General features: G+C 68.0%; 14 protein-coding genes. 9 read left to right on the plus strand and 5 right to left on the minus strand.

Annotation, left to right across the window (positions count from 1 at the left end):
• Positions 1–11 precede the first annotated feature (11 nt).
• From kdpA to BT264_RS22050, 5 genes are all read right to left on the minus strand, one after another.
• Complete coding sequence (gene kdpA / locus BT264_RS22030) at positions 12–1,817, minus strand: potassium-transporting ATPase subunit KdpA (RefSeq protein ID WP_072440750.1); 1,806 nt, start codon at positions 1,815–1,817, stop codon at positions 12–14.
• Positions 1,814–1,906, minus strand: coding sequence for a K(+)-transporting ATPase subunit F (gene kdpF / locus BT264_RS22035; RefSeq protein ID WP_006752209.1), 93 nt, complete (start codon positions 1,904–1,906; stop codon positions 1,814–1,816). The genes kdpA and kdpF overlap by 4 nt, the downstream gene beginning before the upstream one ends.
• Positions 1,907–2,205: 299 nt before the next feature.
• Positions 2,206–3,180 carry a quinone oxidoreductase family protein gene (locus BT264_RS22040; RefSeq protein ID WP_072440753.1) on the minus strand — a complete coding sequence of 325 codons (975 nt, stop codon included), beginning with the start codon at positions 3,178–3,180 and terminating at the stop codon, positions 2,206–2,208.
• Positions 3,181–3,356: 176 nt separating this feature from the next.
• On the minus strand, positions 3,357–3,749 hold the full coding sequence (locus BT264_RS22045) for a methylglyoxal synthase (RefSeq protein ID WP_059583666.1): 393 nt from the start codon (positions 3,747–3,749) through the stop codon (positions 3,357–3,359).
• 55 nt (positions 3,750–3,804) lie between these two features.
• Positions 3,805–4,584 carry an SDR family oxidoreductase gene (locus BT264_RS22050; protein ID WP_072440755.1) on the minus strand — a complete coding sequence of 260 codons (780 nt, stop codon included), beginning with the start codon at positions 4,582–4,584 and terminating at the stop codon, positions 3,805–3,807.
• A 221-nt stretch (positions 4,585–4,805) separates the two neighbouring features.
• On the opposite strand from BT264_RS22050, the gene upp reads away from it, so the two are divergent.
• The 9 genes from upp (at position 4,806) to rng (ending at position 12,677) form a co-directional block, all read left to right on the plus strand.
• Positions 4,806–5,456 carry a uracil phosphoribosyltransferase gene (gene upp, locus BT264_RS22055; RefSeq protein ID WP_034184848.1) on the plus strand — a complete coding sequence of 217 codons (651 nt, stop codon included), beginning with the start codon at positions 4,806–4,808 and terminating at the stop codon, positions 5,454–5,456.
• A gap of 221 nt (positions 5,457–5,677) precedes the next feature.
• The gene (locus BT264_RS22060; protein ID WP_034184847.1) at positions 5,678–6,406 is read left to right on the plus strand and encodes a YebC/PmpR family DNA-binding transcriptional regulator; all 729 of its coding nucleotides are present in this window, start codon (positions 5,678–5,680) and stop codon (positions 6,404–6,406) included.
• A 104-nt stretch (positions 6,407–6,510) separates the two neighbouring features.
• Entirely contained in the window at positions 6,511–7,791 is a 1,281-nt protein-coding gene (gene purD, locus BT264_RS22065; RefSeq protein ID WP_072440757.1) for a phosphoribosylamine--glycine ligase, read from the plus strand.
• Positions 7,792–7,907: 116 nt separating this feature from the next.
• Positions 7,908–8,831 (plus strand): oxygen-dependent coproporphyrinogen oxidase, encoded by a 924-nt coding sequence (gene hemF, locus BT264_RS22070; RefSeq protein ID WP_034184845.1) that lies wholly within the window; start codon positions 7,908–7,910, stop codon positions 8,829–8,831.
• Positions 8,832–8,845: 14 nt separating this feature from the next.
• Positions 8,846–9,571, plus strand: coding sequence for a nicotinate-nucleotide adenylyltransferase (locus BT264_RS22075; protein WP_177318395.1), 726 nt, complete (start codon positions 8,846–8,848; stop codon positions 9,569–9,571).
• A gap of 4 nt (positions 9,572–9,575) precedes the next feature.
• Positions 9,576–10,025 carry a ribosome silencing factor gene (gene rsfS, locus BT264_RS22080; RefSeq protein ID WP_072440761.1) on the plus strand — a complete coding sequence of 150 codons (450 nt, stop codon included), beginning with the start codon at positions 9,576–9,578 and terminating at the stop codon, positions 10,023–10,025.
• A 19-nt stretch (positions 10,026–10,044) separates the two neighbouring features.
• On the plus strand, positions 10,045–10,515 hold the full coding sequence (gene rlmH / locus BT264_RS22085; protein WP_006484265.1) for a 23S rRNA (pseudouridine(1915)-N(3))-methyltransferase RlmH: 471 nt from the start codon (positions 10,045–10,047) through the stop codon (positions 10,513–10,515).
• Positions 10,516–10,566: 51 nt separating this feature from the next.
• Positions 10,567–11,199 carry a Maf family protein gene (locus tag BT264_RS22090; protein ID WP_072440763.1) on the plus strand — a complete coding sequence of 211 codons (633 nt, stop codon included), beginning with the start codon at positions 10,567–10,569 and terminating at the stop codon, positions 11,197–11,199.
• An 8-nt stretch (positions 11,200–11,207) separates the two neighbouring features.
• Positions 11,208–12,677 (plus strand): ribonuclease G, encoded by a 1,470-nt coding sequence (rng, locus tag BT264_RS22095; protein WP_072440765.1) that lies wholly within the window; start codon positions 11,208–11,210, stop codon positions 12,675–12,677.
• Positions 12,678–12,741 lie beyond the last annotated feature (64 nt).

Here is a 12,741-nt window from a genome sequence, read left to right on the forward strand (position 1 = left end):
GCGGGCGCGCGTCACGCGCCCAGCCACATCATCAGGTGCTCGACGCCAGGGCCGAGCGCAAGCGCCGGCACGTAGGTCAGCGCGCCCACCAGCAGCACGGTGCCGAGCAGCAGCACGACGAACAGCGGACCGTGTGTCGGCAGCGTGCCGCTCGTCACCGCGATGCGCTTCTTCGCGGCGAGCGAGCCGGCGATCGCCAGCACCGGCACGATCGTGCCGAAGCGGCCGAACCACATCGCGATCGCGGTCATCCAGTTATAGAACGGCGTGCCGACCGTCAGGCCCGCGAACGCGCTGCCGTTGTTGTTCGCGGCCGAACTGAACGCGTACAGGATTTCCGAGAAGCCGTGCGGGCCCGGGTTCGCGATGCCGGCCTTGCCTGCATCGGCGAGCACGGCGATCGACGTGCCGACCAGCACCAGCAGCGGCGTGAGCAGCACGACGATCGACACCATCTTCATCTCGTACGACTCGATCTTCTTGCCGACGTATTCCGGCGTGCGGCCGATCATCAGGCCGGCGACGAACACCGCGAGCAGCGCGAACACGAGCATCCCGTAGAGGCCCGAGCCGACCCCGCCGTAGACCACCTCGCCGAGCTGCATCAGCAGCATCGGCACGAGGCCGCCGACTGGCGTCAGCGAATCGTGCATCGTGTCGACCGCGCCGCACGACGCGGCCGTCGTCGCGACCGTGAAGATGCCGGTCTGCGCGATCCCGAAGCGGGTTTCCTTGCCTTCCATGTTGCCGCCCGACTGCAGCACGCTCGCCGACTGGTCGACGTGCAGCGCGGCGAGCGTCGGGTTGCCGCCCTGCTCGGCGCTCACCTCGACGCCGACCGCGACCGCGAACGCGACCGTCATCGCCGCGAGCACGGCGATGCCCTGCCGGCGGTCGCCGATCACGCGGCCGAACACGAGGCACAGCGCGGCCGGGATGATCAGGATCGCGAAGATCTGGATGAAGTTCGCGAACGGCGTCGGATTCTCGTACGGGTGCGCGGAGTTCGCGTTGAAGAAACCGCCGCCGTTGGTGCCGAGCATCTTGATCGCTTCCTGCGACGCGACCGGGCCCATCGCGAGCGTCTGCTTCGTGAGCGGGGTCGGCACCGTCACCGGAGCGCCCTTGTCGTCCTTCACCGGGTTGCCCTGCGCGTCGAGCTTCGGCGCCGCATAGGTGCTCGCCTGCAGCACCGGCACGTCCTGGTACGCCTTCATGTTCTGGATCACGCCCTGGCTCATCAGCAGCGCGGCGACGATCATCGACATCGGCACGAGCACGTACATCGTCACGCGCGTGAGGTCGACCCAGAAGTTGCCGATGGTCTGCGCGGTGTGGCGCGCGAAGCCGCGGACCAGCGCGATCACGACGACGATGCCGGTCGCCGCCGACAGGAAGTTCTGCACGGTCAGGCCGAGCATCTGCGTCAGGTAGCTGACGGTCTGCTCCGGCGTGTAGTCCTGCCAGTTCGTGTTGGTGACGAAGCTGACGGCCGTGTTGAACGCGCCGTCGACCGTCATCGCGCCGAACTGCTGCGGGTTGCCGGGCAGGAAGCCCTGCAGGCGCAGCAGGCCGTAGAGGAACAATGCGCCGAGCGCGTTGAATGCGATCGTCGCGATCGCGTACTGCTTCCAGCTCATCTCGCTGCCGGCGTCGACGCCGGCGATGCGGTACAGCGCGCGTTCGAGCGGCCCGAACACGCGCACGACGCGCGAGCTGCCGTCCATCACGGCCGTCAGGTAGCGCGCGACCGGTACGGCCGCCGCCAGCAGCACGACGATGAACAGCAGCATCTGCAACAGGTTGTTCGCGTTCATTCGATGTCCTCCGCGCGCAGCAGCGCAAAGACCAGATACGCGAACAGCAGGGCTGTCGATGCGCCCGCCAGCCAAAGCATCCAGGTCATGCTCGCCCCCCGCGACCGTATTGCACGAGCTTCTCGCAACCGGCAACCAAACCGAGGATCAGCACGGTGAAAAGCACCAGGGCGCCGATGAATACCCCATCCATTTTTGTGTTCTCCGTCGTCGAAATCAGACGACTAGAACCTTATGGGAACGCACGTAAAGGACGGGTCAAAGGTATCGGGGCGGATATAAAAAACGTGTAAACGCGAGGCGGGAGAAAAACGGACGCGGGACGGGCGGCGCCGCAGCGCCGCCCGCGAAGGCGCGTGCCGGCGTGGCGCCGGCACGAAAGGAACGGTCAGGGAACGAGGATCGTCGAGCCGGTGGTCTTGCGCGCTTCGAGATCTTCATGCGCGCGGCCGACTTCCGCGAGCGGATAGCGCTGGTTGATGCTCGTCTTCACCTTGCCCGACAGGATCACGTCGAACAGCTCGGCGGCCGCGGCTTCGAGATCGGCGCGCTTCGCGATGTACGAGAACAGCGTCGGCCGCGTGAAGAACAGCGAGCCGCGCGACGAGAACTCCTTCGAGTCGATCGGCGGCAACGGGCCCGACGCGTTGCCGAAGCTGACGAACAGCCCGAGCGGCGCGAGGCTGTCGAGCGAGCCGATGTAGGTGTCCTTGCCGATCGAATCGTAGACGACCGGCACGCCCGCGCCGTTCGTGATCTCCTTCACGCGCTGCGTGAAGTTCTCGCGCGTGTAGACGACCGGGTGGTCGCAGCCGTGCGCCTTCGCCAGCGCGGCTTTCTCGTCGGAGCCGACCGTGCCGATCACGGTCGCGCCGAGCGCCTTCGCCCACTGGCACACGAGCAGGCCGACGCCGCCGGCCGCCGCGTGGATCAGGATCGTGTCGCCGGCCTTCACCCGATACGTGCGGCGCAGCAGGTAGTGCGCGGTCAGGCCCTGCAGCATCACCGACGCCGCATCGTCGTAGCTGATGCCGTCCGGCAGCTTCACGAGCCGCTCGGCCGGCATCACGCGCTCCTGCGCATACGCGCCCGGCGGCTGCCCGACATAGGCGACGCGGTCGCCCACCTTGAGCGCGGTCACGCCGTCGCCGACGGCCGTCACCTCGCCCGCCGCCTCCATCCCCAGGCCGCCGGGCAGCGGCTGCGGATAAAGGCCCGTGCGGAAATACACGTCGATGTAGTTGAGCCCGACCGCATGCTGCCGAATGCGGACTTCGCCCGCCTTCGGCTCGCCGACCTCGACATCGACCCACTTCATCACGTCCGGGCCGCCCGGTTGGTCGTATCGGATTGCTTTCGGCATCGTTTCGCTCCTCGTCTGTCAATCGGTCAGGAAAAATCCGGGTCGCCGATGCGCGGGCCGGACGATTCATGCGGGAACCGGGCGGCAGGTGCGCGTCGCGACGCACGATTCTCGCGCGTCGCCGCCGTCCATGCATGGCCCTGCCGCCGGCAGGGGCAATCGGGCGCAGCAAGCGCCTAGCAAACGTCCTGCATGTTCCGCGCCAGATCGTCGAGCAGCATCCGCGCGGTCGCGACGTTGGTCGCGACCGGCACGTCGTGCACGTCGCATGCGCGCACGAGCGCGGTGATGTCGGGATCGTGCGGCTGAGCGGTCATCGGGTCGCGCAGGAACACGACGAGGTCGACGCGGCCGTCGGCCAGCTCGGCGCCGATCTGCAGGTCGCCGCCGAGCGGTCCCGACAGCTTGCGCTCGACCTCCAGCCCGTGCGCGGCCGCGATGCGGCCGCCCGTCGTGCCCGTCGCGACCAGCCGGCATTGCGCGAGCGTCTCGCGAAATTGACCCGCGAGCGCGACGATCTCGTCCTTCTTCGCGTCGTGCGCAATCAGTGCGATGCGGGGTTTGCTCATCTCCGGTTCCTTTGTCGTTTGGTTTTTGTCGTGATCGTGATTCGGCGAGCTCGCGTCAGAACGTGCCCGGATACGCGCCGCCGTCGAGCAGCCAGTTCTGCCCGGTGATATAGCCGGCATGTACGCTGCACAGGAACGCGCACGCCGCGCCGAATTCCTCGCGCGTGCCGAGGCGGCCGGCCGGGATGTCCTTCGTGCGCCGCGCGCGCATTTCGTCGACCGTCACGCCCTGCGCCTGCGCCGACGCCGCGAGCGTCGTCGCGATCCGGTCGGTGTCGAACAGCCCCGGCAGCAGGCTGTTGATCGTCACGCCCTGGCCGGCAACCTTGCGCGACAGCCCCGCGACGAAACCGGTCAGCCCCGAGCGCGCGCCATTCGACAGCGCGAGCACGTCGATCGGCGCCTTGACGGCCGAACTCGTGATGTTGACGATCCGGCCGAAGCCACGCGCGATCATCCCGTCGATGGTCGCGCGGATCAGCTCGATCGGCGTCAGCATGTTCGACTCGAGCGCGCGGATCCAGTCGTCGTGCGAGAAATCGCGGAAGTCGCCGGGCGGCGGGCCGCCGGCATTGTTCACAAGAATGTCCGGCTGCGGGCACGCGGCGAGCGCGGCCGCGCGGCCGTCCGGCGTCGTGATGTCGCACGCGACCGCCGTGACCGACACGCCCGACGCCGCGCGGATCGCGTCGGCGGTGGCGTCGAGCGTGTCGCGCGTGCGCGCGACGATCACGAGGTTCACGCCCTCGGCGGCCAGCGCTTCCGCGCAGCCGCGCCCGAGGCCCTTGCTTGCCGCGCACACGAGCGCGGTCTTGCCTGCGATGCCGAGATCCATCGTCGATTCCCTGGTGGTGACGCGCGCCGATGCGGCCCCCGATGCAGCCCCGAGTCGCGCCGGCGGGCGGGCGAACGGGCGTGCCCGGCACGCGGATTGTCGTGAGACGTCGATAATATCCGGATCATGCGACGCGCCTTGGTAAAATTGCGGCCATAAGCGGCGGCCGGCTTGCGCCCGCCACCGCACCGATCCCCTTTTGCCGCCAGGGCGCCCCCGTCATGAAACAGGACAGCCGTTTCCCGAATCTCTTCATCCTCGATCACCCGCTGATCCAGCACAAGCTCACCCACATGCGCGACAAGGACACGTCGACGCGCACGTTCCGCGAACTGCTGCGCGAGATCACGCTGCTGATGGGCTATGAGATCACCCGCAACCTGCCGATCACGACCAGACGGGTCGAAACCCCGCTCGTCGAGGTCGACGCGCCCGTGATCGCGGGCAAGAAGCTCGCGATCGTGCCCGTGCTGCGCGCGGGCATCGGGATGTCGGACGGCCTGCTCGACCTCGTCCCGTCCGCGCGCGTCGGCCACATCGGCGTATACCGCGCCGAAGACCACCGCCCGGTCGAATACCTCGTGCGCCTGCCCGACCTCGAGGACCGCATCTTCATCCTGTGCGACCCGATGGTCGCGACCGGCTATTCGGCCGTGCATGCGGTCGACGTGCTCAAGCGCCGCAACGTGCCGGCCGCGAACATCATGTTCGTCGCGCTCGTCGCCGCGCCCGAGGGCGTGCAGGTGTTCCAGGACGCGCACCCGGACGTGAAGCTGTATGTGGCTTCGCTCGACTCGCACCTGAACGAGCACGCGTACATCGTGCCGGGCCTCGGCGACGCGGGCGACCGCCTGTTCGGCACCAAGAACTGACGTGCCTGCGCGGCCGCGCGGCGCGCCGTCGGGTGTCCCGCGGCAGCCTGCCCGGCCGTTCGGCCATGCGCGGCGGCCCCGATCCGACGGTCGCCGCGTGATAAAATCTCGATCCACTCGACACGCGCGGCCCCGCGGCTTCATGCCCGCCGAAACGGCCGCCGATTCAACGACACATTGGCACAATCGCCCGCGCAGCGCGCCCGGGCACGGAGAAAGGTATGGCTGGTCATTCGAAATGGGCCAACATCAAGCATAAGAAGGCAGCGGCCGACGCGAAGCGCGGCAAGATCTGGACCCGCCTGATCAAGGAAATCCAGGTCGCGGCCCGCCTCGGCGGCGGCGACGTCAACTCGAACCCGCGCCTGCGTCTCGCGGTCGACAAGGCGGCCGACGCGAACATGCCGAAGGACAACGTCAAGCGCGCGATCGATCGCGGCGTCGGCGGCGCGGACGGCGCGAACTACGAGGAAATCCGCTACGAAGGCTACGGCATCAGCGGCGCGGCGATCATCGTCGATACGCTGACCGACAACCGCACCCGCACGGTCGCGGAAGTCCGCCACGCGTTCTCGAAGTTCGGCGGCAACATGGGCACCGACGGCTCGGTCGCGTTCATGTTCGATCACGTCGGCCAGTTCCTGTTCGCGCCCGGCACGTCGGAAGACGCGCTGATGGAAGCCGCGCTCGAAGCCGGCGCGAACGACGTGAACACGAACGACGACGGCTCGATCGAAGTGCTGTGCGACTGGCAGGAATTCTCGAAGGTGAAGGACGCGCTCGAAGCCGCCGGCTTCAAGGCCGAACTCGCCGAAGTGACGATGAAGCCGCAGAACGAAGTCGAATTCACCGGCGACGACGCGGCGAAGATGCAGAAGCTCCTGGACGCGCTCGAGAACCTCGACGACGTGCAGGACGTGTATACGAACGCCGTCATCGTCGAGGAATGAGATGCCGGCCGCCGTGCTCCTGTCGCGGCGGCGGCCCGACCGAATCCGCGGCCGGCGCGCCTGAGCGTGCCGGCCGCCCTGTTTTCTAGTCTGCGGGGAATCCCATGAAACTACTCGTCGTCGGTTCCGGCGGCCGCGAACATGCACTGGCGTGGAAGCTCGCGCAGTCGCCGCGCGTCCAGATGGTCTACGTCGCACCCGGCAATGGCGGCACGGCGCAGGACGAGCGCCTGAAGAACGTCGACATCACGTCGCTCGACGCACTCGCCGATTTCGCGGAAAGCGAAGGCGTCGCGTTCACGCTCGTCGGTCCGGAAGCACCGCTCGCGGCCGGCATCGTCAACCTGTTCCGCGCACGCGGCCTGAAGGTGTTCGGCCCGACCCGCGAAGCCGCGCAGCTCGAAAGCTCGAAGGATTTCGCGAAGGCGTTCATGAAGCGTCACAGCATCCCGACGGCCGACTACGAGACCTTCTCCGATGCCGCAGCAGCCCATGCGTACATCGACGCGAAGGGTGCGCCGATCGTCGTGAAGGCCGACGGCCTCGCGGCCGGCAAGGGCGTCGTCGTCGCGATGACGCTCGAAGAGGCACACGCCGCCGTCGACATGATGCTGTCGGGCAACAAGCTTGGAGACGCCGGCGCGCGCGTCGTGATCGAGGAATTCCTCGACGGCGAGGAAGCGAGCTTCATCGTGATGGTCGACGGCAAGCATGCGCTGGCGCTGGCTTCCAGCCAGGACCACAAGCGCCTGCTCGACGAGGACCGCGGCCCGAACACCGGCGGCATGGGCGCGTATTCGCCCGCGCCGATCGTCACGCCGCAGATGCACGCACGCGTGATGCGCGAAATCATCATGCCGACCGTGCGCGGGATGGAGAAGGACGGCATCCGCTTCACGGGCTTCCTGTATGCGGGCCTGATGATCGACAAGGAAGGCAATCCGCGCACGCTCGAGTTCAACTGCCGGATGGGCGACCCGGAAACGCAGCCGATCATGGCGCGCCTGAAGAGCGATTTCTCGAAGGTCGTCGAGCAGGCGATCGCGGGCACGCTCGACACGGTCGAGCTCGACTGGGACCGCCGCACCGCGCTCGGCGTCGTGCTGGCCGCGCACGGCTACCCGGACGCGCCGCGCAAGGGCGACCGCATCAACGGGATCCCGGCCGAGACCGAACAGGCCGTCACGTTCCATGCGGGCACGACGCTCGGCGACGGCGACAAGCTCGTGACGTCCGGCGGCCGCGTGCTGTGCGTGGTCGGCCTCGCCGATTCGGTACGCGAAGCGCAGCAGCATGCGTACGACACGATCAACCAGATCAATTTCGAAGGCATGCAGTACCGCCGCGACATCGGTTTCCGCGCGCTCAACCGCAAGAGCGTGTGACGATCGCAACCGCCGCCCCGCCCTCGCGCGGCGGCCTCTCTGCCGGGGTTCGATAGAATGCCCGGCAGATGCCTTTTTTACGGCCCCCGCTTCGGGCGGGGGCACCCAGTCCAGACATGACCGATTCGACCTACGACGTGGCGCGCGTGCGCACGTACCTCCAGGGCCTACAGGCACGCATCGCCGACGCGCTCGGCGCGCTCGACGGCACGCCGCTCGCGACCGACGCATGGCAGCGCGGGCCGGCCGAACGCCTGCGCGGCGGCGGCTGCACGCGGATTCTGGAAGGCGGCCGCGTGTTCGAACGCGCGGGAATCGGCTTTTCCGACGTCGCCGGCGACGCACTGCCGCCGTCGGCGAGCGCGGCGCGCCCACAGCTCGCGGGCCGCGGCTTCGAGGCGCTCGGCGTGTCGCTCGTGCTGCACCCGCGCAATCCGTACTGCCCGACCGTGCACATGAACGTGCGGATGCTGATCGCGACGAAACCGGGCGAGGATCCCGTGTTCTGGTTCGGCGGCGGCATGGATCTGACACCGGTTTACGGTTTCGAGGACGACGCGCGCCATTTCCACCAGACCTGCAAGGATGCGCTCGACCCGTTCGGGGCCGAGCTCTACCCGCGCTTCAAGAAATGGTGCGACGAGTATTTCTTCCTGAAGCACCGCAACGAGATGCGCGGCATCGGCGGGATCTTCTTCGACGATTTCTCCGAGCCCGGTTTCGAACGCTCGTTTGACATGATGCAAAGCGTCGGCGATGCGTTCCTGCAGGCCTACCTGCCGATCGTCGAGCGTCGCGCCGACCTGCCGTACGGCGAGCGCGAGCGCGACTTCCAGGCCTACCGTCGCGGCCGTTACGTCGAATTCAACCTCGTGTTCGACCGCGGCACGCTGTTCGGCCTGCAAAGCGGCGGCCGGACCGAGTCGATCCTGATGTCGATGCCGCCGGTCGCGAACTGGCGCTACAACTGGCAGCCCGAACCGGGAACGCCTGAAGCACGCCTGTACAGCGACTTCATCGTGCCGCGCGACTGGGTCTGAGCCCGCGCGCCCCGCTGCCCCAAGAAAAGGACGCGTTTCTGGACACCACCGCCCGCCCCGCCCCGCTGCCGCGTCGTATCGGCTTGCTGGGCGGCACTTTCGACCCGATCCACGACGGCCATCTCGCGCTCGCGCGCCGGTTCGCCGAGCTGCTCGGCCTGACCGAGCTTGTGCTGCTGCCCGCCGGGCAGCCGTACCAGAAGCGCGACGTGTCGGCCGCCGAGCATCGGCTCGCGATGACGCGCGCGGCCGCGGATTCGCTCGTGCTGCCGGGCGTGACCGTGACCGTCGCGACCGACGAGATCGAGCACGCCGGCCCGACCTACACGGTCGACACGCTCGCGCGCTGGCGCGAGCGTGTCGGCCCCGACGCGTCGCTGTCGCTGCTGATCGGCGCCGACCAGCTCGTGCGCCTCGATACGTGGCGCGACTGGCGCAAGCTGTTCGACTACGCACACATCTGCGCGTCGACGCGCCCGGGCTTCGAGCTCGGCGCGGCGCCGCCGGAGGTTGCGCAGGAAATCGCCGCACGGCAGGCCGGCGCCGACGTGCTGAAGGCCACGCCGGCCGGCCGCCTGTTGATCGACACGACCCTCGCGTTCGACATCGCCGCGACCGACATCCGCGCGCACCTGCGCGAATGCATCGCGCGCCATGCGCAAATGCCCGATGCGTCGGCCGAGCATGTACCGGCCGCCGTATGGGCCTATATTCTTCAACATCGCCTCTACCACACCTGATTCCATGGATATTCGCAAACTGCAGCGCGTGATCGTCGACGCCCTCGAAGACGTCAAGGCGCAAGACATCAAGGTGTTCAACACCAGCCACCTGACCGAACTGTTCGACCGCGTGGTCGTCGCATCGGGCACCTCCAACCGCCAGACCAAGGCCCTCGCATCGAGCGTGCGCGACAAGGTCAAGGAAGCCGGCGGCGACATCGTCAGCTCCGAGGGCGAGGAAACCGGCGAATGGGTGCTCGTCGACTGCGGCGACGCCGTCGTGCACATCCTGCAGCCGGCCCTGCGCCAGTACTACAACCTCGAGGAAATCTGGGGCGACAAGCCCGTGCGGATGAAGCTCGGCGGCGGCAAGGGCCAGAATGGCTTCGCGACGGCCAGCGAAGACGACGACGAAGAGGAAGAAGCCGCGCCGGCCCGCCCGGCACGCAAGACGGCCGCCCGCCGCCGTTAAGTCGTTACGAATCGTCCCGATGAAGCTTTTCATTCTCGCGGTCGGCCACAAGATGCCGGGCTGGATCGCATCCGGCTTCGACGAATACACGAAGCGGATGCCGCCCGAGCTGCGCATCGAGCTGCGCGAGATCAAGCCCGAACTGCGTTCGGGCGGCCGCAGCGCCGAAAGCGTGATGGCGGCCGAACGGCAGAAGATCGAGGCCGCGCTGCCGAAGGGCGCACGCCTCGTCGCGCTCGACGAACGCGGCCGCGACTGGACCACGATGCAGCTCGCGCAGGCGCTGCCCGGCTGGCAGCAGGATGGCCGCGACGTCGCGTTCGTGATCGGCGGCGCAGACGGGCTCGATCCGGAACTGAAAGCACGCGCCGACGTGCTGCTGCGCATCTCGAGCATGACGCTGCCGCACGGGATGGTGCGCGTGCTGCTCGCCGAACAGCTTTACCGGGCGTGGAGCATCACGCAGAATCACCCCTACCACCGCGCATGACGTGTCGTCCTCGAGACGCGCGCCGCGCGCGCCCACCGAGATAACGACACCATGCCGTCCAGCACGTCCCCCGCGCTTTTCCCGATCCTTTACCTCGCTTCGCAAAGCCCGCGCCGCCAGGAGCTGCTGCAGCAGATCGGCGTACGCTTCGAGCTGCTGCTGCCGCGCCCCGACGAAGACGCCGAGGCGCTCGAAGCCGAACTGCCCGGCGAAGCCGCCGATGCGTACGTGCGGCGCGTGACCGTCGCGAAGGCCGAAGCCGCGCGTGCGCGCCTCGTCGCGAGCGGCAAGCCGGCCGCGCCGGTGCTGGTTGCCGATACGACCGTCACGATCGACAGCGCGATCCTCGGCAAGCCGGCCGACGCCGATGACGCGCTAGCGATGCTGACGCGCCTCGCGGGCCGCGAACACGAAGTCCTGACCGCCGTCGCCGTGATCGACGCGCGCGGCGAACTGCTGCCGCCCGCGCTGTCGCGCTCGTCGGTGCGCTTCGCGGCGGCATCGCACGACGCATACGCGCGCTACGTCGAAACGGGCGAGCCGTTCGGCAAGGCCGGCGCGTACGCGATCCAGGGGCGCGCGGCCGAATTCATCGAGCGGATCGACGGTTCCCATTCGGGTATCATGGGTCTGCCCCTTTTTGAGACTGCGGCGCTGTTGCGTACCGCGCGTGTCGCCTTCTGAATCCCACCATGAACGAAGAAATCCTGATCAACCTCACGCCGCAGGAAACGCGGGTCGCACTCGTCCAGCAAGGCGCGGTGCAGGAGCTTCACGTCGAGCGCACGCTGTCGCGAGGGCGGGTCGGCAACATCTATCTCGGCAAGGTCGTGCGCGTGCTGCCCGGCATGCAGTCGGCGTTCATCGACATCGGCCTCGAGCGCGCGGCGTTCCTGCACGTGGCCGACATCTGGCATCCGCGCCTCGCGGGCGAGCCGCAGTCGAACACGCCGCACCAGCCGATCGAGAAGACCGTGTTCGAAGGCCAGACGCTGATGGTCCAGGTGATCAAGGATCCGATCGGCACGAAGGGCGCGCGGCTGTCGACGCAAGTCAGCATCGCGGGCCGCACGCTCGTCTACCTGCCGCAGGAACCGCATATCGGCATCTCGCAGAAGATCGAGAGCGAGGCCGAGCGCGAGGCCGTGCGCGCGCGCCTGACGGCCGTGATCCCGCCGGACGAGAAAGGCGGCTACATCGTGCGCACGATCGCCGAGGATGCGACCTCCGACGAGCTCGCCGGCGACGTCGCCTACCTGCGCAAGACATGGGCGACGATCGTCGCGCAGGCGCAGCGGCTGCCGGCGACGAGCCTGCTGTACCAGGATCTCGATCTCGCACAACGCGTGCTGCGCGATTTCGCGAACGACGACACGACGCGCATCCAGGTCGATTCGCGCGAGACGTACCAGCGCCTCGCGGAATTCGCGGCCGAGTTCACGCCGGCCGTGAGCCCGAAGCTGCACCACTACACGGGCGAGCGGCCGCTGTTCGACCTGTACAACATCGAGACGGAGATCCAGCGCGCGCTGTCGCGCCGCGTCGACCTGAAGTCGGGCGGCTACCTGATGATCGACCAGACCGAGGCGATGACGACGATCGACGTGAACACCGGCGGCTACGTCGGCGCGCGCAACTTCGACGATACGATCTTCAAGACCAACCTCGAGGCCGCGCACACGATCGCGCGGCAACTGCGGCTGCGCAACCTCGGCGGGATCATCATCATCGACTTCATCGACATGGAGAACGCCGAGCATCGCGACGCGGTGCTGTCCGAGCTGAAGAAGGCGCTGTCGCGCGACCGCACGCGCGTGACGGTCAATACTTTCTCGCAGCTCGGGCTCGTCGAGATGACGCGCAAGCGTACGCGCGAATCGCTCGCGCACGTGCTGTGCGAGCCGTGCCCGACCTGCCAGGGCAAGGGCCAGGTGAAGACCTCGCGCACCGTGTGCTACGACATCCTGCGCGAGATCCTGCGCGAATCGCGGCAGTTCAATCCGCGCGAGTTCCGCGTGATCGCCGCGCAGCAGGTGATCGATTTGTTCCTCGACGAGGAGTCGCAGCATCTCGCGATGCTGATCGACTTCATCGGCAAACCGGTGTCGCTGCAGGTCGAATCGAACCTGAGCCAGGAGCAGTACGATATCGTGCTGATGTAACGTTCCGCCCGTCCGCCGCCGGCATCGCCGCGCGGCGCTCCGATGCGGCGCCCGGGCCGTTCGC

The organism is Burkholderia sp. NFPP32, assembly GCF_900119325.1.
In the GTDB taxonomy this organism is placed as follows: domain Bacteria; phylum Pseudomonadota; class Gammaproteobacteria; order Burkholderiales; family Burkholderiaceae; genus Burkholderia; species Burkholderia pyrrocinia_C.

Bases quoted from the DNA above. Each gene is read 5' to 3' on its own strand.
- upp (WP_034184848.1), top strand. From the start codon at position 4,806: ATGAAACAGGACAGCCGTTTCCCGAATCTCTTCATCCTCGATCACCCG.
- kdpA (WP_072440750.1), bottom strand. From the start codon at position 1,817: ATGAACGCGAACAACCTGTTGCAGATGCTGCTGTTCATCGTCGTGCTG.
- rlmH (WP_006484265.1), top strand. From the start codon at position 10,045: ATGAAGCTTTTCATTCTCGCGGTCGGCCACAAGATGCCGGGCTGGATC.
- BT264_RS22090 (WP_072440763.1), top strand. From the start codon at position 10,567: ATGCCGTCCAGCACGTCCCCCGCGCTTTTCCCGATCCTTTACCTCGCT.
- rng (WP_072440765.1), top strand. From the start codon at position 11,208: ATGAACGAAGAAATCCTGATCAACCTCACGCCGCAGGAAACGCGGGTC.
- kdpF (WP_006752209.1), bottom strand. From the start codon at position 1,906: ATGACCTGGATGCTTTGGCTGGCGGGCGCATCGACAGCCCTGCTGTTC.
- BT264_RS22045 (WP_059583666.1), bottom strand. From the start codon at position 3,749: ATGAGCAAACCCCGCATCGCACTGATTGCGCACGACGCGAAGAAGGAC.
- BT264_RS22040 (WP_072440753.1), bottom strand. From the start codon at position 3,180: ATGCCGAAAGCAATCCGATACGACCAACCGGGCGGCCCGGACGTGATG.
- BT264_RS22050 (WP_072440755.1), bottom strand. From the start codon at position 4,584: ATGGATCTCGGCATCGCAGGCAAGACCGCGCTCGTGTGCGCGGCAAGC.
- hemF (WP_034184845.1), top strand. From the start codon at position 7,908: ATGACCGATTCGACCTACGACGTGGCGCGCGTGCGCACGTACCTCCAG.
- rsfS (WP_072440761.1), top strand. From the start codon at position 9,576: ATGGATATTCGCAAACTGCAGCGCGTGATCGTCGACGCCCTCGAAGAC.
- BT264_RS22060 (WP_034184847.1), top strand. From the start codon at position 5,678: ATGGCTGGTCATTCGAAATGGGCCAACATCAAGCATAAGAAGGCAGCG.
- purD (WP_072440757.1), top strand. From the start codon at position 6,511: ATGAAACTACTCGTCGTCGGTTCCGGCGGCCGCGAACATGCACTGGCG.